The sequence below is a fragment of the Streptomyces sp. SID13726 genome (genome assembly GCF_010548375.1).
Classification (GTDB): domain Bacteria; phylum Actinomycetota; class Actinomycetes; order Streptomycetales; family Streptomycetaceae; genus Streptomyces.
This window is the reverse complement of record NZ_JAAGLY010000002.1, coordinates 726,832-743,221: the sequence shown is the minus strand read 5'-3', so window position 1 is coordinate 743,221 and position 16,390 is coordinate 726,832. Positions and strand designations below refer to the sequence as shown.

Genomic DNA, 16,390 nt, shown 5'->3' with positions numbered 1-16,390 from the left:
GTGCGGGCTTGCGGCTACGGCGTCTGCGGGATGTCCTCCGGCCTCAGCGTCAGCACGTCGGACTCCGACACGTCCGACAGCTCGGCCACGCGGTACGCCTGACGCTCCGTCATGGCCTGGAAGAGCTGGCGAGCGGTACGGCCGTTGCCGAACCCGCGGTCCCTCGGCATGGTGTCGAAGCGCGCGGTCAGCGCCTCACGGGCGTCCGGGGCGAGTTCGTACTGGTGCCGCGCCGCCTGGTGCTCCACGATGCTGACCAGCTCGGCGCTGCCGTAGTCCTCGAAGAGCAGGGTGCGGTTGAAGCGCGAGGCGAGACCGGGGTTGGAGCGGACGAAGGTCTCCATCTCCTCCAGGTACCCGGCGACGATCACCACCACGTCGTCGCGGTGGTCCTCCATCAGCTTGACCAGGGTGGCGATGGCCTCGCCGCCGAAGTCGTTGGAGCCCGCGTACTGGGTGAGCGAGTACGCCTCGTCGATGAACAGCACGCCACCGCGCGCCTGTTGGAAGACCCGGGTGGTCTTGGGACCGGTGTGGCCGACGTACTCGCCGACCAGCGCCGAGCGGTCGGCCTCGACCAGGTGACCGCGCTCCAGCAGACCCACGGCGGCCAGGATGCGGCCGTAGAGCCGGGCGACGGTGGTCTTCCCGGTGCCGGGGTTCCCGGCGAAGACCAGGTGGCGGCTGAGCGGCGGCGGCGCCAGGCCCATCTCCTCACGGCGGCGCACCATCCGCATGAGCTTCACCAGCGACGACACATCGTGCTTGACCCGCTCCAGACCGGCCAGCCCGTGCAGCTCGGCGAGCAGGTCGTCCAGGGTGTCCTCGGCGGGCGCCTCGGTCTCCCGCGCGGTGCTCGCCGAACCCGCCGTGTCCGGGCCCGCGGCCGCCGACAGAGCCTGTTCCGCGCCGGTCGGCAGGGACGGGTTCCGCACGTCCCGGGAGAGACAGTCGTCGAACACCGGCCGGGCGCCCTTCTCCAGGGCCACGTCCTCCTCGGTGTCCCGGACCAGACAGCCGCGCAGCACCGGCGCCGCGCCCGCCGACAGATGCAGCGCCGGGAACGCCGTACCCGAACCGCCCGCCCCGGCGAAGACGCAGTCCTCGAAGGTGCCGCGGGCCTTCTCGCCGACGAACACGCTGTTCTTGCCGGTCCTCGCCACCGTGACGGACTTGATACGCGGCTCGGCCTGCGGGCCCACGACCAGTCCCGAGCCGTCCGCGTCCCGGACCGAGCAGCCCTCGACGCTGGGGGTGGCCCGTTCGCCGATCACCAGGCCCGCCGTGCCGGTGCCGCTGACCCGGCAGTCCCGCAGCACCGGCGCGGTGCCGGTGCCGCAGGAGATGCCGGCCCGCTCGGCGCCCGCGACATCGCACTCCTCCAGGACCACCGTGCCGGTGGAGTCGGTGCTGATCCCGGACGTCCCGCGCAGCACGGACAGCCCGCGCACCCGCGCCTCGGCCGCCGCGTCGATCCGCACGCCCGCCAGCCCGCAGTCGGTGATCCGGCCGCCCTCGACGGTGAGCCCGGCCCGGTCCGTGGCCCGGATGCCGTGCTCCGCGGTGGAGCCGATCCGGCACCCGGTGAGCGTCACCCGGGAGTCGTCGCAGGCGTGCACCGCGCTGAAGGAGCTGTCCGTCACGTCGGTGGCGGCCACGCGGACCTCTGAACGGTCCCCGGCCAGCAGCCCGTTGGCCCGGCTGCCCGTCACCGACGTGCCCTCGGCGGACAGCCGCGCGGAGCCCCGGGCCACCAGCCCCGAGCCGTGCGCGCGCTCCACCTGGCAGTCCCGCAGCTCGGCCCGCGCCTCGCCGTCCGCGCTCACCCCGGGCCCCGAGCCGTCCCGCAGCCGGCAGTCGAGCAGCAGCACGTCCCCGGTGCCGGAGACGGCCACGCCGTCCGTCCCGGTGCGCAGCACCTCGCAGCCGGCCAGGAGCACCCCGCCGTCGGCGGACTCCCGGCGCCCCGGCGCCCCCTCGGGACGCGGCGAACTGCCCAGCACCCGGACCCCCTCGGCGGCCGTCTCCGCCAGCCGGCAGTCCAGCGCGGTGACCGAGGCGTCGTCCTCCACCAGCAGCCCGCTGCGGCCCGGACCGGTGATCCGGCACTCGCGCAGCACCGCCCGCGCACCGCCGCGCACCCGCACACCGGACCCGGTGACCCGCCGCACCACCACCTCGTTGGCCGCCACCTCCGCCGAGGCGCCGACGACGACACCGGTGCCGTCCACGTCCTCGACCACCAGCCGGGTCAGCCGCGCCGCGCCCGTGGTGCTCACATGCACCCCGGCCAGCGCCGCCCCCGAGACCCGGCAGTCCGTCAGGACCAGCGAGGCATCGGAGCCCGCCTCCACCCGGCCGCCGGTGATCTCGCACCCCTCCAGCTCCAGACCGCCCTGCCCGGTCACCAGCACCGCGGGCAGCGCCGGGTCCTGGCCGGTCAGGGCGAGGCCCTCGATCCGCACGCCGGGCGCGGCCACCTCCAGCACGGGCCGGCCGGGGGACGCCCCCAGCAGTCGTACGGCATGTCGAGGACCGTCCTCCGGGAGGAGCCGTACCGACCGGTCGAGGGTGAGGACCTCCACGTACTCGCCGGGGGCGACGCGGATCTCGTCGCCGTCGCGGGCGGCCCGCAGCGCGGAGGCGATGCTGCGGTGGGTGCCGCGGCCCTTGGGGGCGACCCGGTGCACGGTGGCGGTGGGCGTCACGAAAGCTCCTCGGTGGACGGCGCGGCCGTGTCGGCGGCCGGCTGGGCCGAATCGGTGGCGGGCGGGGGAGTCGGGGTGGTGGCGGGCGGGGAAGCGGCGGTGGCCGTCGTCGACGGGAACGGCCGGGTCGGCAGGATCTGGGCGGCCCTGTTGTTGATCCAGTAGTTGAGGACGCCCGCGGTCAGTGACTCGCCCGCCTGCCAGATCAGCTCGCCCGGACCGCCGCGGTGGAAGATCCGCGAGCCCGAGGCGGCGTGGAAGGTGTACCGGCCGAGACCGCTGGTGACACCGGTGAACAGCGAGCCCGCCATGCCCCACGCACCGGCTTCGAGGGCTTCGAGCCCGGTGCGCTTGTCGCCGCCGACGCCGAACACGGTCGCGTTGACCGCGTTGTTGACGAACCCGGTGAGCGCGCTGACCGCGAGGCCGTCGACGTAGGCGTAGGCCCCGGAGCGCCAGCGGGACGGGTTCTCGAACGACGACCACTCGCCGGCCCAGTCGTCGTTGGAGGCCAGCGGATGCCGGTTGAGGTCCTGGCCCTGGTCCAGGTTGGTCAGGCCGTACTTGAGCTTGCCCAGCGGGGTCATGTCCTGGGCCATGTTGACGCCGGAGCGGATGGTGCCGCCGATCGCGCCGTTCAACAGGGCCCGCTCGAAGGCCTGGAGCGGGTCGAAGCGGGTGTTGCCGAGGTCGGCGGTGATGGCCGACACCGCCATGCTGGTGCCGAACTCGATCAGGAAGCCCGTGGAGAACTCCGTGGCCGCCTTGCGCAGCCCGTGGAGCCAGGGCGACATGCTGTGCGAGGCGCCGTCCGTGACACCGGTCCAGATGTCGTGGAACGGGTCGCGGAACTCCCGGTTCACCCCCCGGAACTCGTTGGTGTAGCCCCGGAAGTCGACCTCGCGGCCGATCAGCCGCCAGGCCCGGTGCCCGTCAAGACCGACCTGCCCGCCCACCGACGGCAGACTGCTGATCTCCGGCAGCTTGGCCATGTCGAACGCCGACCAGCGGCCGAAGGCGTCGGTGGCCCAGACCCGCCCCATGATCGTGCGCTGGGCGACCAGCCGGTCGTCCTGGTACTCCCGCCACTGCCCCCACAGCGACTCCGACTCCCGGTACCGGCCCGGCACCCCCTCGACCGCGTCCCGGCGGCGCAGCACCTTGCCCATGTCGTACTCCCGCCAGACCCGCCGGTCCACGGTGACCGTCGTGGACGGCTCGAAGTGGCGCGCGGACCGCGACAGCAGATCGGCCAGCGACCCCGGGCCGTTCTCCCTGGCCGGCGTGAAGGCGGGCGCCGGGGTCTCCCGCAGTGTGTACGCGAACTCCCGCACCCGGCCACCGTTCCGCTGCCGTACGACGTCGTCGCCGACGCGGTCGCTCCAGCGGCCCTTGGCGAGGTCCTGGTACTCGCGCGTGCCCTGCGAGTGGACCGTGCCGTCGGCGTTCGTCCTCCGCCAGGTCCAGGTGTGGTCGCCCTGCCGGGTGGCGTCGATCCAGACGGTGCCGTCGTCGGTGGCGCTGCGCTCCCGGATCACGGCGCCGAGCCGGTCGTGGTCGACGAACGAGTCGTCCCAGGTACGGGAGTACAGCGAGCCGCGGTTCTGCTTGCGGACGCCCTCCGTGACGGTCCCGTCGGCGTCGGTGGCCTTCCAACTCCAGGTGCGGTGGCGGGGGTTGCCGTGCGCCTCGACATGGAGGCCGCCCCAGTGGTCGCGCCGCCCGGTGATCTGCATCTGGTCGTTCTTGTCCACCCACACCCCGGCGGCGTCGTCACGGCCCAGGCCCCGCGCCGGGTTCTCGGCGAGGTACTCGCGCACGTCGGCGCCCTGCGAGCGCATCGCCAGCACCTCGCGACCGGCGGCGTCGGTGAACACGTCCTCGAAGGCTCCGTCGGCGGCGACATGACGGGTGCCGGAGACCCCGCTCTTCGTGTCCAGCCAGGGCAGTTCGTACGACTCGGAGGTGCCGTTCCACTTCGGGGCCGGCGCCCACTTCTTCGGGTCGTCGAGACTGCGGCCGACCTCGACGACGTTGCCGTTCTCCAGCTTGCGGGACTCGCGCACGATCCGCCCGAACCGGTCGACGTCCCGCCAGCTGCCCCCGCCGTGCGAGACGAGCCGGACACCGGTCATCTCGGCACCGTCGGCGGCGACTTCGGTCCACTTGGAGACCGTGAACATGGACCGCCCGGTGACGAGGTTCCCGAAGAACCCGTCGAACCGCCCGAGTCCGGTCCGCGCCTGCCACAGAGAGGCGGGCATGCGCTGGTCGGAGAGGCGCACGACATGCAGGGTGCCGCCGTCCGCGAGATGCTCGACGACGTCGATCGGCTTGTTGGCAGGGCCGACGGCCGAGTGCAGCTCCGGGTCGACCCGCATCCCCGCCGGTCGCTCGCCGGGCAGCACCGGGTGCTCCAGATACAGACGGGAGCCGTGATAGCCGTTCAACGGCCACATGTTGCCCCGCTGTTGGGCGACGGCCCGCTCACCGGTGGCCGGGTCGAGGTAGGTGTCCCGGAAGCCGATGTGGTTCCAGGACCACTCCCGGGTGCCGGACAGCACCTCGGCGCCCTTGCTGTCGAAGCGCGTCCAGGTCCACTCGCCGGTGGCGGTCTTCTCGGTGCGGATCAGCCCGCCGTCGATCGCCTTGGTGTACGTCCGCACGTCGTGGACGTCGACCGGCATCCACCGGTACGACAGCGTGTCGTGGACCGTCCTGCGGTCGGCGTCCCAGATCCGCTCGCCGGCCCGCACCTTGGCCCCGGCCCGGTCGAACTCGGTCCAGCGGGCCCGGCCCACCCGGTCCATGTCGACGTGCAGGGTGTTGCCGTCGCCGAGCACCTCGCGCTCGAACAGGTTCACCTTGCCCTCACCGGTCAGCCGGAACTGCCCGGTGCCCGACAACTCCACCTTCGCGGTGGCGAAGCGGCCGGTGAGCGGGGTGCCCGTGGAGTCGACGCGCACGGCGGTCCCGGCGGCATGGTCGATCCTCCAGAACTCCCCGTTGGCCCGCCCGCCCTTGACCCGAACGGCGACCGTCTCCTCCAGCAGCGTGCCGGTACGGCTGAACACGGTCCGCTCCATCGGCTGGGCCGCCCTGCCGACGGGGATCAGGGAGATCCGGCCGTCGTCCAGCAACTCCGTTCGCACGCCCGGGAGTTCGGCACCCGCCCGGTCCAGCACCCGGGGCACCCTGCCGGGAGCGTCGGCGTCGAAGCGCAGGACGCCCCGGTCGCCCGGCAGCCGCACGTCCCGCAGGGCAGGCACACCGTCGGTGCCGTAGTGCCAACTGGCCGTGCCCGCCGTGTCGGTGAGCGTGAAACCGCCCCGCGGATTCGGGGCCACCGTGAAGCCGGCCGGGCGCGTGCCCGCGAAGTCGAGCGAACTCGGCGTCCACGCACCGCCGTCGACCGCACGGCCGGTCATCCCGAGCCTCAGCCCGTCCAGTTCCGCCGGACCACCCCTCAGGAAGACGTCCTGATGGACCAGTTCGCGGTTGGCGGTGAACCCCAGTGTCAGCCCGGACGGGTTGTGGGTGACGGTGAAACGGCTGTCGCCGTGAGGCGTCGGTGTGATCGTGAAGTCCCCCGTCACCCGGCCCGTGTCGCCCCGCAGGTCGTCGAGGCGGGTCGCCAGGGGCAGGTCGAGGTACTCCTGGAGAGCGCGGTTGCCCTCCCGCCGCAGCACCAGCTGGGCCTGCCCGGTGAGCTGCCGCAACTGGTCGTTGAGCAGCGCCGGATGCAGTCCGAGCCGGTCCAGCGACGAGGTCGCCTCCGCGGTGAGACGCTGGAGACCGGGGAGATCCAGGGACTGGAGCGCGTGCGTGTCGGGGGCGGCGTGCAGGAAGTCCATGGCACCGGAGATCCCCGACAGATCGGCCGACGCGCCCGCCGGCGGCGTACGGAAGCCCGAGGCCTCGTCGAGGGTGCGGTCGAAGAACCGCGCCAGGTCGACGCCGTCGTGCTCGGGACTCAGGCCGGGCGGGAGGTGCTCGCCCAACTGACTGCCGAGTCCGTCGAGTTCGTCCTCTCCCAGCCGGACCGGCGGGGTGTCGGAGGCCGCGCCCTCGGTGAGCCGGAGGAAGGAGCCGTCCTGGTCCGGCAGGTCGCGCAGGGCGAGCCGGCCGGTGTGGTCGAAGTGGAAACGCGACCCGGTGACGGTGTCGGTGAGGGTGAACCCACCGGGCAGGCGTCCGGCGAGTGTGCCCTGGGCCGGGGCGAGCTGTACGGACCGGGTGGCGCCGGAGGGGCCGAGCACATCCACCATGACCCGCCCGGCTGCGTCCACCCCGGGACCGTGCGTCACCTGGAGCCGTAGCCCCTCCGGGAGTCCGTCGAACGCCAGCGCGGTGTCCCGGCCGGCGAAACGGCCGTCCGAGTCGAAGGTGAACCGGGTCGTCCCGGCCCGGTCCGTGACGGCGAACCTCCCGCTGTTGTCGACCAGTTCGACGGTGAAGTCGGAGGCGTGGACCCCGGCCGCACCCGGAGCGTGCTCGACGAGCTCCAGTCGGTACGTGCCCGGCGGGACCGTGTCGGAGGCCGGGAGCGGAGCCCAGCGCAGGTCGACGCCGGCCAGCTCGTCCACACCGGACAGCGGCACGCGGTTGAGCTGGTCGACCACCTCCCGGTGCTCGTCCAGACGGGCCCGGATGGCGTCGAGGTCGAGGTCGGACAGCCCGCTGAGGTCGGACAGTGACTCGTCGGAGAGTGATCCGGTGGGGCGGTGCAGGCCGTCCAGGTGTGCCAACGGCAGCTCGGAGGTGGGGAGTTCGAGGGCTCGTACGTCCGCGAGAGCCGACGGATGGGCGCCGTCCGGTACGACGCGCACGCCGCCCGCCTCGTCGAGCGTGCGGTGGAAGAGTTGCGCCATGTCTCCCTGGGCGATGCCGTCGGGGAGGCCGCCGAGGTCGTCCAGGCGGACCGGGGCGGTACCGGGCACGGCGTCGGGCAGAGCGCCGGTGACGGCATGGGGCATGGCATCGGGCGTGGCGCCTTCGGTGAAGCGCAGGAAACCGTCGCCGTCCGGCGCCGGTACGTCCCGGACGGCGAGACGGCCGCCCTCGTCGAAGTGGAAGCGGCTGCCGGTGATCGTGTCGGTCACCGTGAACCCGTTCGGCAACCGCCCGGCGAGACCGCTCTCCATCGGACCGAGCCGGAAGGAGCCGGTGAGGCTGGACGGTCCGGTCAGTTCGAGGACCCGGGTCGTCAGGCCGCCCGCGCCGGGCGTGGTCGTCACCCTGACACCCAGACCGGCCGGGCCGTCGATCCCGCGCAGGATGACCGGCACCTCGTGCTGACGCAGCACTCCACCGGCCGCGAACCGCCACTCCGAGGCGAGCCCGTCGAGGCCCGGCACCCGCACGGTCAGCCCACCCAGTGCCCCGGACGCGTCCCGCATCGGCGTGAGGGTGGCCCCGTGGACGGGCACCCCGTCCGGGCCGACCACCCGGGGCAGCGGAGTCAGCACGTCATCGGTGAACCGCAGCGCGAAGTCGCTCCCGGACAACGGCAGTTCACGGTGTTCCAGACGTCCCAGGGAGTCGAACTGCCACCGCATCCCACCCTGCGGGCCGGAGAAGGACAGCCCTCCGCCCTCGCGCAGAGTCACTCCCACATCGGGGAGCCGCACCGGTCCGCCCACGGCGCCGACGTCCGTCACGTCCACCACGTCCACGCGGAACGAGGCCGGGGCGAGATCGCCGGCCGGGATCTCGGTGACCTTCAAGTGCAGCCCGGCGAGTTCATGCGACCCCGACAGGGCCATGCCGTCGAAGCGGGCGAGGTCGGCCGGCACTGTGTGAGCACCGTCGGTCAGATCCGCCGTCAGCCGGACCCGACCGAGTTCCGGCATATCGGTCAGGCGGGGGAGGGCAACTGCCGTCGGCCCGTGCAGCGCATCCAGCCCGCCCACCGACGGCACAGGCCGCCCATCCACCCCGAACCGCGTGACCACCCCGTCGAGACCCGTGACGCTGAACCCGCCGTCGATCATCCGTACCTCGACGCCGGGCACGACGCCGGAGTCCGTGCGCAGCACCCAGTTCACGGTGGGCCCCGGCTCTATGGTGATCGACTGGCCGGTGGGCCGCCCCAGGTCGTCCAGCAGGCGCAGCTCACCCGTGGGCAGGGCGGCCGCGGGGCCGTTGACGCGGGCGGCCATCACCACGATGTCCTGGCGGACCGCGTCCAGGCTCGTCCCGAGTCGGTCGAAGTCCATGCGGGCCTGGTTGAACTGCAACTGGGCGGCGCTGAGATCGAGTTCGGCCTCCGCGCGCCGCAGCGGCGGCACATCGCCGAGCTCGCCCAGCTCGGCGAGTTCACGGCCCGCGGTGTCCAGGCGCAGTTCGGCGGTCTGGGCGCGCGTCCACGCCTGGAAGCGGTCCATGGCGAGCTTGCCGGTCGCGCCGCCCGTGACGATGTCCCGCAGGGTCAGGGGCGGTGTCCTCGTGGCGGCCGTGTCGGTGGCGAGGCCGGCCCGGACCGGCCCGAGGCCGAGCAGGTCGCCGGCGCCCCGCACACCGTCGTCGGCCCTGGGGATCAGCCGGGCCAGGTCCTCCAGCCTCATGCCGAGGTCGTCGAGTTGCCCGCCGCCCGCCGCCGACCGGAAGGGCTGGACCTGCACGTCGGCCGGGCCGAGGACGCTGATCCGCACCTCGCCCTTGAGCCGGACGTGCACATCGATCGGGTCGGTCCCGCCGATCCGCAGGACGACGCCGTCCGGGGTGGCCCGCACCAGGTCCAGCTCGCCGTCGAGGACCTTGCCCAGCTGCGCCTCGGTCAGCCCGCCGAGCTTGCCGTCGATGCTCAGCGGGGCCAGGTCGGTCAACTCGTCGAACGGCTTGAGCAGTCCGGCGTCGGTGCGGCTGAGGCCGGTCAGGGCGTCCAGCTCCGTGAGCCGGTCGACCGCGGTGCGCGGCGGCAGCAGGACGGAGGTGGTGCCGGGGGCGACTGGAGTGCCGAACCCGTCGAGGGCGTGGAGGTCGTCGAGACCGGTGCGCGAAGGGCCGACCGGCAGCCCGGCCCTGTCGAGCACGGTGTCGAGGCCGTTCATGCGGACGCCCAGGTCGTCCAGCCGGCCGGGGAAGCGGACGGTGTCCGAACCGGTGATCCGGGGGAGCGAGGTGACACCCCGTGTGTCGGTCGCCGTGACCGGCTTCACCATGATCTCGGACAGCTCGTCGAGCGCGTCGTCCCACCCGGCGGTCCCCGGCACGACCAGCTTGCCCGCGGCCGTCTCCCCGAAGGGGACCGCGGACCGGGGCGAGTTCAGACCGCGGCTCGTCAGCTCGGCGAGGTCGGGGGCGAGGGAGCCGGTCCTGGCGAGCGGGGCGACCGTCTGCGGGGCCCGGGCCAGGCCGCGCTCCAGGATGCCGAGGCGGAAGGCGCCCGAGTAGCCGAACCTGGCGAGTTCCGAGTACCGCAGCGGCAGGACGGCGGACACCGCGAAGTCGAAGAAGCGGCCGGTGTTGACGACCGTGTAGACACCGAGCCGCTTGGCGGTACTGCCGCCGACGAACGCCGTCGACATGAAGAAGTCCCGGCGCAGCGCGAACCTGGCCTGCTGCCAGACACCCCGGGCGAACCCGGTGGCGAACCGCGCGGCCGACGACAGCATCCCGGGGGCCCGCGCGAACACCCGGGGGAGCTGGGCCAGCCCGCCGAAGGCCCGGCTCCCGGCCCGCCCGAACGCCCCGGCGCCCCGCAACAGGCCCTGGCCGGCCAGGCTGAGCAGGGCCCGGGGAGCGAGCAGGGTCCGCCCGGCCCGGAAGAGCATGCGGGCGGCCGAGGACGCGGCACTCCCGAAGGCCCGGGCACCCGCCCCCGCCATCCGGGTCAGCCCGCCGATCGTGGTCAGGCCCTTCGTCGAAGGGAACAGGATGCCGAGGAAGGCGAGACCGAGGCTCAGGGCGTTGCCGTTGCCCTGCGCGTAGTCCACCAGCGCCTTGACGAAGAGCACCGCGCCCAGACCGAACGCCACCAGGCCCAGCGGCCCCGACACCACGACCGCGACGAGGGTCAGCACCAGCGTGAGGATCTCCAGCGCCTTCCAGAACGCGGAGACGAACTTCTTCCAGAAACTCTTCTTCGGCGGCTTGATCGGCCGTGACACCAGCCGGGCCGCCTCGTGCAGGGCGTCCTCCAGGATCTTCGCCTCGCCCTGGATGCCGTCGATCTCGGCGGCCACGTCGTTGCGGGAGCGGGCCAGTTCCGGATCGTCCGCGGCCAGCGGCGCCCCGCCGACCCGCTCCAGCGCGGCCACCGTGTCCGCCGCGTTCTCCGCCCGGTCCTGCGCGTCCCCGAGCGCCCTGGAGTACCGGGCCGTCGCCGAGGCCGCCAGGTCGAAGGAGCGGGCCACGTTCACCATGAACGTCTTCAGCTCGTTCTTGACGTACCCGCGCAGCGCGTCCGCCGTCCGCCCCTCGAAGCCGCCGTCCTCCGCCTTCGTCAGCAGCGCGTCGAGCCCGCCGCCGACCTGCCCGGCCAGATCGCTCAGCCCGCGCAGCTCCTTGGTGACGCCGTCGATGACACCCGGGTCCCCCGTCACCGGATTCCCCGGGTAACCGACTCGGCTCCATTCGTCGGAGGTGGCCAAGGAACTCCTCCACGGTGTCCAGGACATGAGGTGCACGGAATGCGCCGACGCGTACGGGCCCGGTCGACGCTGTGGTGACGTATCAAGAGGGACGAAGAGTTCAACTGCGTGACGCACGCCACAGTCTTCGCAGGTCATGGCATCGCCGCCGAAATTCCTTTGAACCATCCGGGCCCGCGTCCTCGTCTACAGGGCGATTCACCGGCGCCGACCCAGGCGCCGTTTCCCGAAGGCTCCGGAAGGCTCTCCGAGGAAGGGACGGAAAACCGTGGTCCGCGTTTCCTACGACTACGACCTGATGACCGAACTCGCCCGCGACATCTGGCATCTGCGCGACGAGTTGGACGTCACCTCGCACTCGGACCACGCGTTCTCCGCGTCCGCCGTCGGGCCCCGCAGGGAGACGGCGGAGGCGCTCACCGACTTCTACGGCGCCTGGCAGAAGTCGTTCCGCGAGGCGTGGCAGGTCATGACCGACCTCGGCAACCTCCTCGACCAGGCGGGCAAGGCCTTCTACGACCAGGACGCGGCCAACGCGGCCGGAGCCGCCCAGCAGAACGCCGCCTTCGTACGCGAGGAGGCCCGCTCCCAGAACCAGGCGTACCAGGACAAGCTGGATGCCGCCCGGCGGGAGACGAAGGCCCAGGACCTGGACGCGCGTTACCGCACCCAGCAGGCGCGGCTCCAGAAGCAGCAGGACGGACTGCGCCGGAAACAGGACCTGATCGACCAGGAGCGCGCCGCCCAGGACAAGCGCCAGGAAGCCCTCGACCGGCAGAACCAGGAACTGCGCGAGCGCCAGGAGCCCCTGGAGAAGCACCAACGGGAACTTCAGCAGCGCCAGCAGGAACTCTGGGCCCAGGAGAAGGAACTCCGCGACCGGCGCGACGCGATGCTCCAGCAGAAGCAGGACCAGCTCCAGAAGGAGTACGACGACCTGCGCAAGGAGCAGGAGCCCCTCCAGCAGCGCTACGCCGACCTCCAGCACCGCCAGCAGGAACTCTGGGCCGACGAGAAGGCCCTGCGCGACCGGCAGGACCAGGAGAACCAGGCGAGGACCGCCGAACTGGAGAAGGAGCAGAAGGCGTACGAGGCCAAGCAGGACGCCCTCCAGAGGCGTCAGGACGAACTCCTCCTGGAGCGCCGGGCCCTGATCGCCGGCGGCCACGCCTCACCGGCCGACCTCGACGCCTGGCAGCGGAGACAGGACGCCCTGACCCGTGAGCGGGACGACCTCTCCGAGACGGAGGGCGAACCGCTCCAGCGCGGATGGGACGCCCTGGAACAGCAACAGCGCGACAACCAGAAGGCTTTCGGACCCCTCCAGAGGCGCCAGGAGGACCTGGACGCCGAGCGCACCGCGCTGGAGGGCGACCAGAAGCCCCTCGCGACACGGCAGGACGAACTCCAGAAGCAGCAGCACTCCCTGTGGGACCTGGAGAAGACCTCCCAGCGGGAACTCGACGACCGGGTGGGCGCCGCCCAGCAGCGACTCGACCTGGAACGCGAGGCCCTCGACCACGAACAGGAGCCCCTGGACCGGGAGTCGGACGACCTCCAGGACCGGCAGCAGACCCTCTGGCAGGACCAGGCCAGGACCGAGGACGAGCAGGCGGCGCTCCAGAAGGAGGAGGAGCCGCTGCGCCGGCAGCAGGACGACCTCCAGCAGAACTACGCCGAACAGCGCGAGGAACTGCGGAACTACACGTACGACCCGGCCAGCGGCGAGGGTGACCCGCTGATGCGCCGCCGGGACCTCGCCGACGAGTTCAGCGACCAGCCGGCCCCCGAACCCAAGGGCCTCACCTGGGAGAACGCCGAGAGCACCACCACGGTCTCCTACAAGCTCGACGCGAACGGCGATGTGGCGGTCGACAAGGACGGCAACCCCGTCGAGACCACGACCACCATCACGAACAAGGCGACGGGCCTCACCTACTCCGAGACCTACCACCAGCTCTCGCCGGACGGCGACTCCGTCACCACGACCCACAGCTCCGACGGCTCGGTCACCAGGTCCTATGTCGACGCGAGCCCCGAGGACCGCACCGACGGCACCATGGTCCGCTACGTCACCGACGAACACGGCGACACCCAGCAGATCTACACCAAGGCGCCCGGCGGCGACTGGCAGTTGACCATGGACAAGGACACCTACCTCGACTCCGAGGCGGGCAAGGAGGACGACCAGCAGTTCCTGGACCGGCCGCCCGCCTACCTGACCGTGGAGAACCCCGTCGTGGACAGCGGCGGCCACCCGTCCGGCGACCCGTCCGCCCCGGGAACGACGACCGCACTCCAGGACGGCGTGACCCGGACCGACTACACCGCGCCCGACGGCTCCCCTTTGAAGGTCGTCACCAACGAGAACACGGGCGTCCGCTATGTCGCCGGAGCGAACAACGAGATCCAGGAGGTCTGGCAGCGCGGCCAGAACGGCTCCTGGTACCTGAGGGACTCCGTCACCCAGCACGAACGCTACGGCGACGAACCTCCCCTGGGCTCGCTCGGCGAGAACTGGGCCTGACCCACCCCAAGACCCCGGTCACTCCCGACCGGTCGCACCGCCACGAAGTACGCACCGAAGAACGCCACGAAGAACGCACCGGAGAGCAAGGATCACCATGCCCAAGAACATCATCGACGACGCCGAAGTCGACGCCACCGCCGCCAAGCTGGACAACGCCGTCAGCAGCACGCTGGTCCCGCAGCTGACCTCGCTCCAGCGTGACGTCGAGGCGCTCCTCGGCAACGGTCTGGTGCTGGCCCAGACGAGCCCGCGGATGCTGGAGTCCTACACGAGCTTCAACACCTCGGTGACGCAGGCCGTCAACAACATCACGCAGTTCTCGAAGCAGTTCCGCGACATCGTCGCCGCCGTGAACAACCTGGACGGGCAGATCGCCAACGGCATCCCCAACAGCTGATTCCAGCACGGCTCCTGAACAGGGGCGTCGGCCAACTCCCCCTTGAGGCCGGCGCCCCGTTTTCCGTTTTTCTTTGCCCCTTTATTGCCTTCGCCTTCGCTACGCGCGTTGCGTCAGCTGTCGATTGGCTGTCGCACTTACCGGTAACCTCAGTTTCCCCTCAGAGTCTCTTGAAACTTCCAGAACCGCTCATAGACTCCCCCCACTGCCCAGCTCACGCCGCCCCCGCGGCGCCCGACCGGACCGGCCCAGACGAACCACGCCGGCCCTGGGGGAGATCCATGAGAACCACCATGCCCAGCCCCGCTCCGCGTGGGAGCGCTCCCGTAGCCGACGAGTCGACCGACTCCGGCGATGCCTGCATACGCAGGCTGTACGAAGAGCACCACGGCCCCCTCCTGCGCTATGTCTCCGGACTGCTGCGCGGCGACCGGCAGCGGGCCGAGGACTTCGTCCAGGAGACGCTCGTCCGTGCCTGGCTGAGCATCGCGGACCAGCCCGAGGGCTGGCAGCCGTCCCGGGCCTGGCTGATCAGGGTGGCGCACAACCTGGTCGTCGACTGGTCCCGGCGCGAGAAGACCCGCCCCGAACTCCAGCACGAGCAGGCCCTGGAGCAGCACACCGAGCCCGTCGACCCGATGAGCCAGGCGGTCCACCGCCGCTTCCTGGTCAGCGCCCTGTCCCGGCTCTCGCCCTCACACCGCGAAGTGCTCTTCTACGTCTACGTCCTCGGCTGCACCGGCCCCGACGCGGCGGACGCCCTCGGCATCCCCCCGGGCACCGTGAAGTCCCGCACCCACCACGCCATTCGCGAACTGCGCCGCCACCACCCGCAGCACGCGCTGGCGGCGGCATGAGCACCGGCTCCCCGGGCCCGGCAACCCCCGTCCCGACGCCCGCCGGCCTGGCCCACACCTCGGTCCTCGCCCTGCCGAAGCCCCATCAGTCCGCGCTCACCGCCGTCATCGTGGCCGCGGTCCTCCTGCTCCTGCTCGTCCTGCTGCTGCGGCACACGATCCGCAAGCGCGGCGGCTGGCGCCGCTTCCGCCGGCGCCTCGGCCAGGAAGCGACCCTGACCCGCCGGGCGTTCGGCGAACCCCTGCGCTCCTACGGCCGCCACCGCCGAGGCGTGCGCGCCCTGGGCCGCCAACTGTCCGACCCCCGCAAGGGCCTGCTCGTACGACGCCTGCTGGACGCGGCCGCCACCGCGCTGGCCGACGCACCCGGCGCCTTCCCCTACGCCGTGCGCACCGCCCCCGGACACGCCGCCGTCCAGATCGCCGCCCGCCGCCCGCCCGAACCGCCCGCACCCTGGGAGCCGGGCGCGGACAGCACCCCACAGGGCTGGGAGTTGACGTTCACGGACGAGGACACCCTGCCGGAGACCGGGGCCCGCCCCGCGCACCGGCTGCGCCCCCTCCCGGTCGCCGTCGGCATGGCGGACGACGCCTGCGTCCACCTCGACCTGGCCGCGGGCCCCCGCGTCATCACCGTCGAGGGCGACACCGCGGCCCGCACCCGCCTCCTCCATGCCCTGGCCGCACAACTCGACCGGCCCGGCAGCGGAGCCACGGTCACCGTCACCGAGGGAGTCCACCCGCACTTCAGGGGACGGCGTCTCGAAACGCTGCTGGGGGAGGTGGAGGAGAGGTCCACCATGCCGGTAGAGGAGGCCGGAGAGCCGGGCCGCACCGCGACCACCGTCGTCGTGTGCGCCGCCCCGAACCCGGAACAGGCCCGCAGGCTCGGCGCCCTCGCCGCCTCCGGCACCGTCGTCTGTCTGACCGACGGCCGGAGCGCGGGGCACAGCTGGGCCCTGCACGTCGACGGCCGCGGCCGGGTGACCGCGCCCGAACTGGAACTGGACGCCGACTCGGCCCCGTTGAGCAGGGCCGTCGCCGCGTCCGTCCGGTCCGACCTGCGCCGGCGGCGCCGCGAGGCGACCCCGCCCAAGGTCACCGCCGTACCCGTACGGCCCGAACCCCGCGAAGAGCCCCGGCGGCCGCGGACCGAGTCGCTCCAGGAGACCGAACCCCTCCAGGAAGCCCCCACCGAGACCGTCCCCCGGGTCACCACCGGCTCCGAACTCCTCGCCGAACCGGCCGCCGCCACCCGCGAACGCACCACCGCGGCCTCCTCCGGCACGACAGCCGACTAGGCC

6 protein-coding genes are annotated in these 16,390 nt (G+C 72.5%); 4 read left to right on the top strand and 2 right to left on the bottom strand.

The features are described 5' to 3' along the window. Positions 1-14 precede the first annotated feature (14 nt). Both G3I78_RS07205 and G3I78_RS07200 read right to left on the bottom strand, forming a co-directional pair. Complete coding sequence (locus G3I78_RS07205; protein ID WP_164421942.1) at positions 15-2,708, bottom strand: right-handed parallel beta-helix repeat-containing protein; 2,694 nt, start codon at positions 2,706-2,708, stop codon at positions 15-17. Beyond that, complete coding sequence (locus G3I78_RS07200; RefSeq protein WP_164421941.1) at positions 2,705-11,302, bottom strand: hypothetical protein; 8,598 nt, start codon at positions 11,300-11,302, stop codon at positions 2,705-2,707. The genes G3I78_RS07205 and G3I78_RS07200 overlap by 4 nt, the downstream gene beginning before the upstream one ends. A 268-nt stretch (positions 11,303-11,570) precedes the next feature. Here G3I78_RS07200 and G3I78_RS07195 point away from each other — a divergent pair, with 268 nt between their 5' ends. The 4 genes from G3I78_RS07195 to G3I78_RS07180 all read left to right on the top strand — a co-directional run bounded on the left by G3I78_RS07195 (position 11,571) and on the right by G3I78_RS07180 (position 16,387). Further along, positions 11,571-13,829, top strand: a complete 2,259-nt coding sequence (locus G3I78_RS07195) for a hypothetical protein (protein WP_164421940.1) — start codon at positions 11,571-11,573, stop codon at positions 13,827-13,829. A gap of 97 nt (positions 13,830-13,926) precedes the next feature. Next, positions 13,927-14,229 (top strand): hypothetical protein, encoded by a 303-nt coding sequence (locus G3I78_RS07190; protein ID WP_164421939.1) that lies wholly within the window; start codon positions 13,927-13,929, stop codon positions 14,227-14,229. A 281-nt stretch (positions 14,230-14,510) separates the two neighbouring features. Continuing rightward, on the top strand, positions 14,511-15,086 hold the full coding sequence (locus G3I78_RS07185; protein WP_164421938.1) for a sigma-70 family RNA polymerase sigma factor: 576 nt from the start codon (positions 14,511-14,513) through the stop codon (positions 15,084-15,086). Beyond that, the gene (locus tag G3I78_RS07180) at positions 15,083-16,387 is read left to right on the top strand and encodes a hypothetical protein (RefSeq protein ID WP_164421937.1); all 1,305 of its coding nucleotides are present in this window, start codon (positions 15,083-15,085) and stop codon (positions 16,385-16,387) included. Before G3I78_RS07185 ends, G3I78_RS07180 begins: the two co-directional genes overlap by 4 nt. The last annotated feature ends 3 nt before the right edge of the window (positions 16,388-16,390 follow it).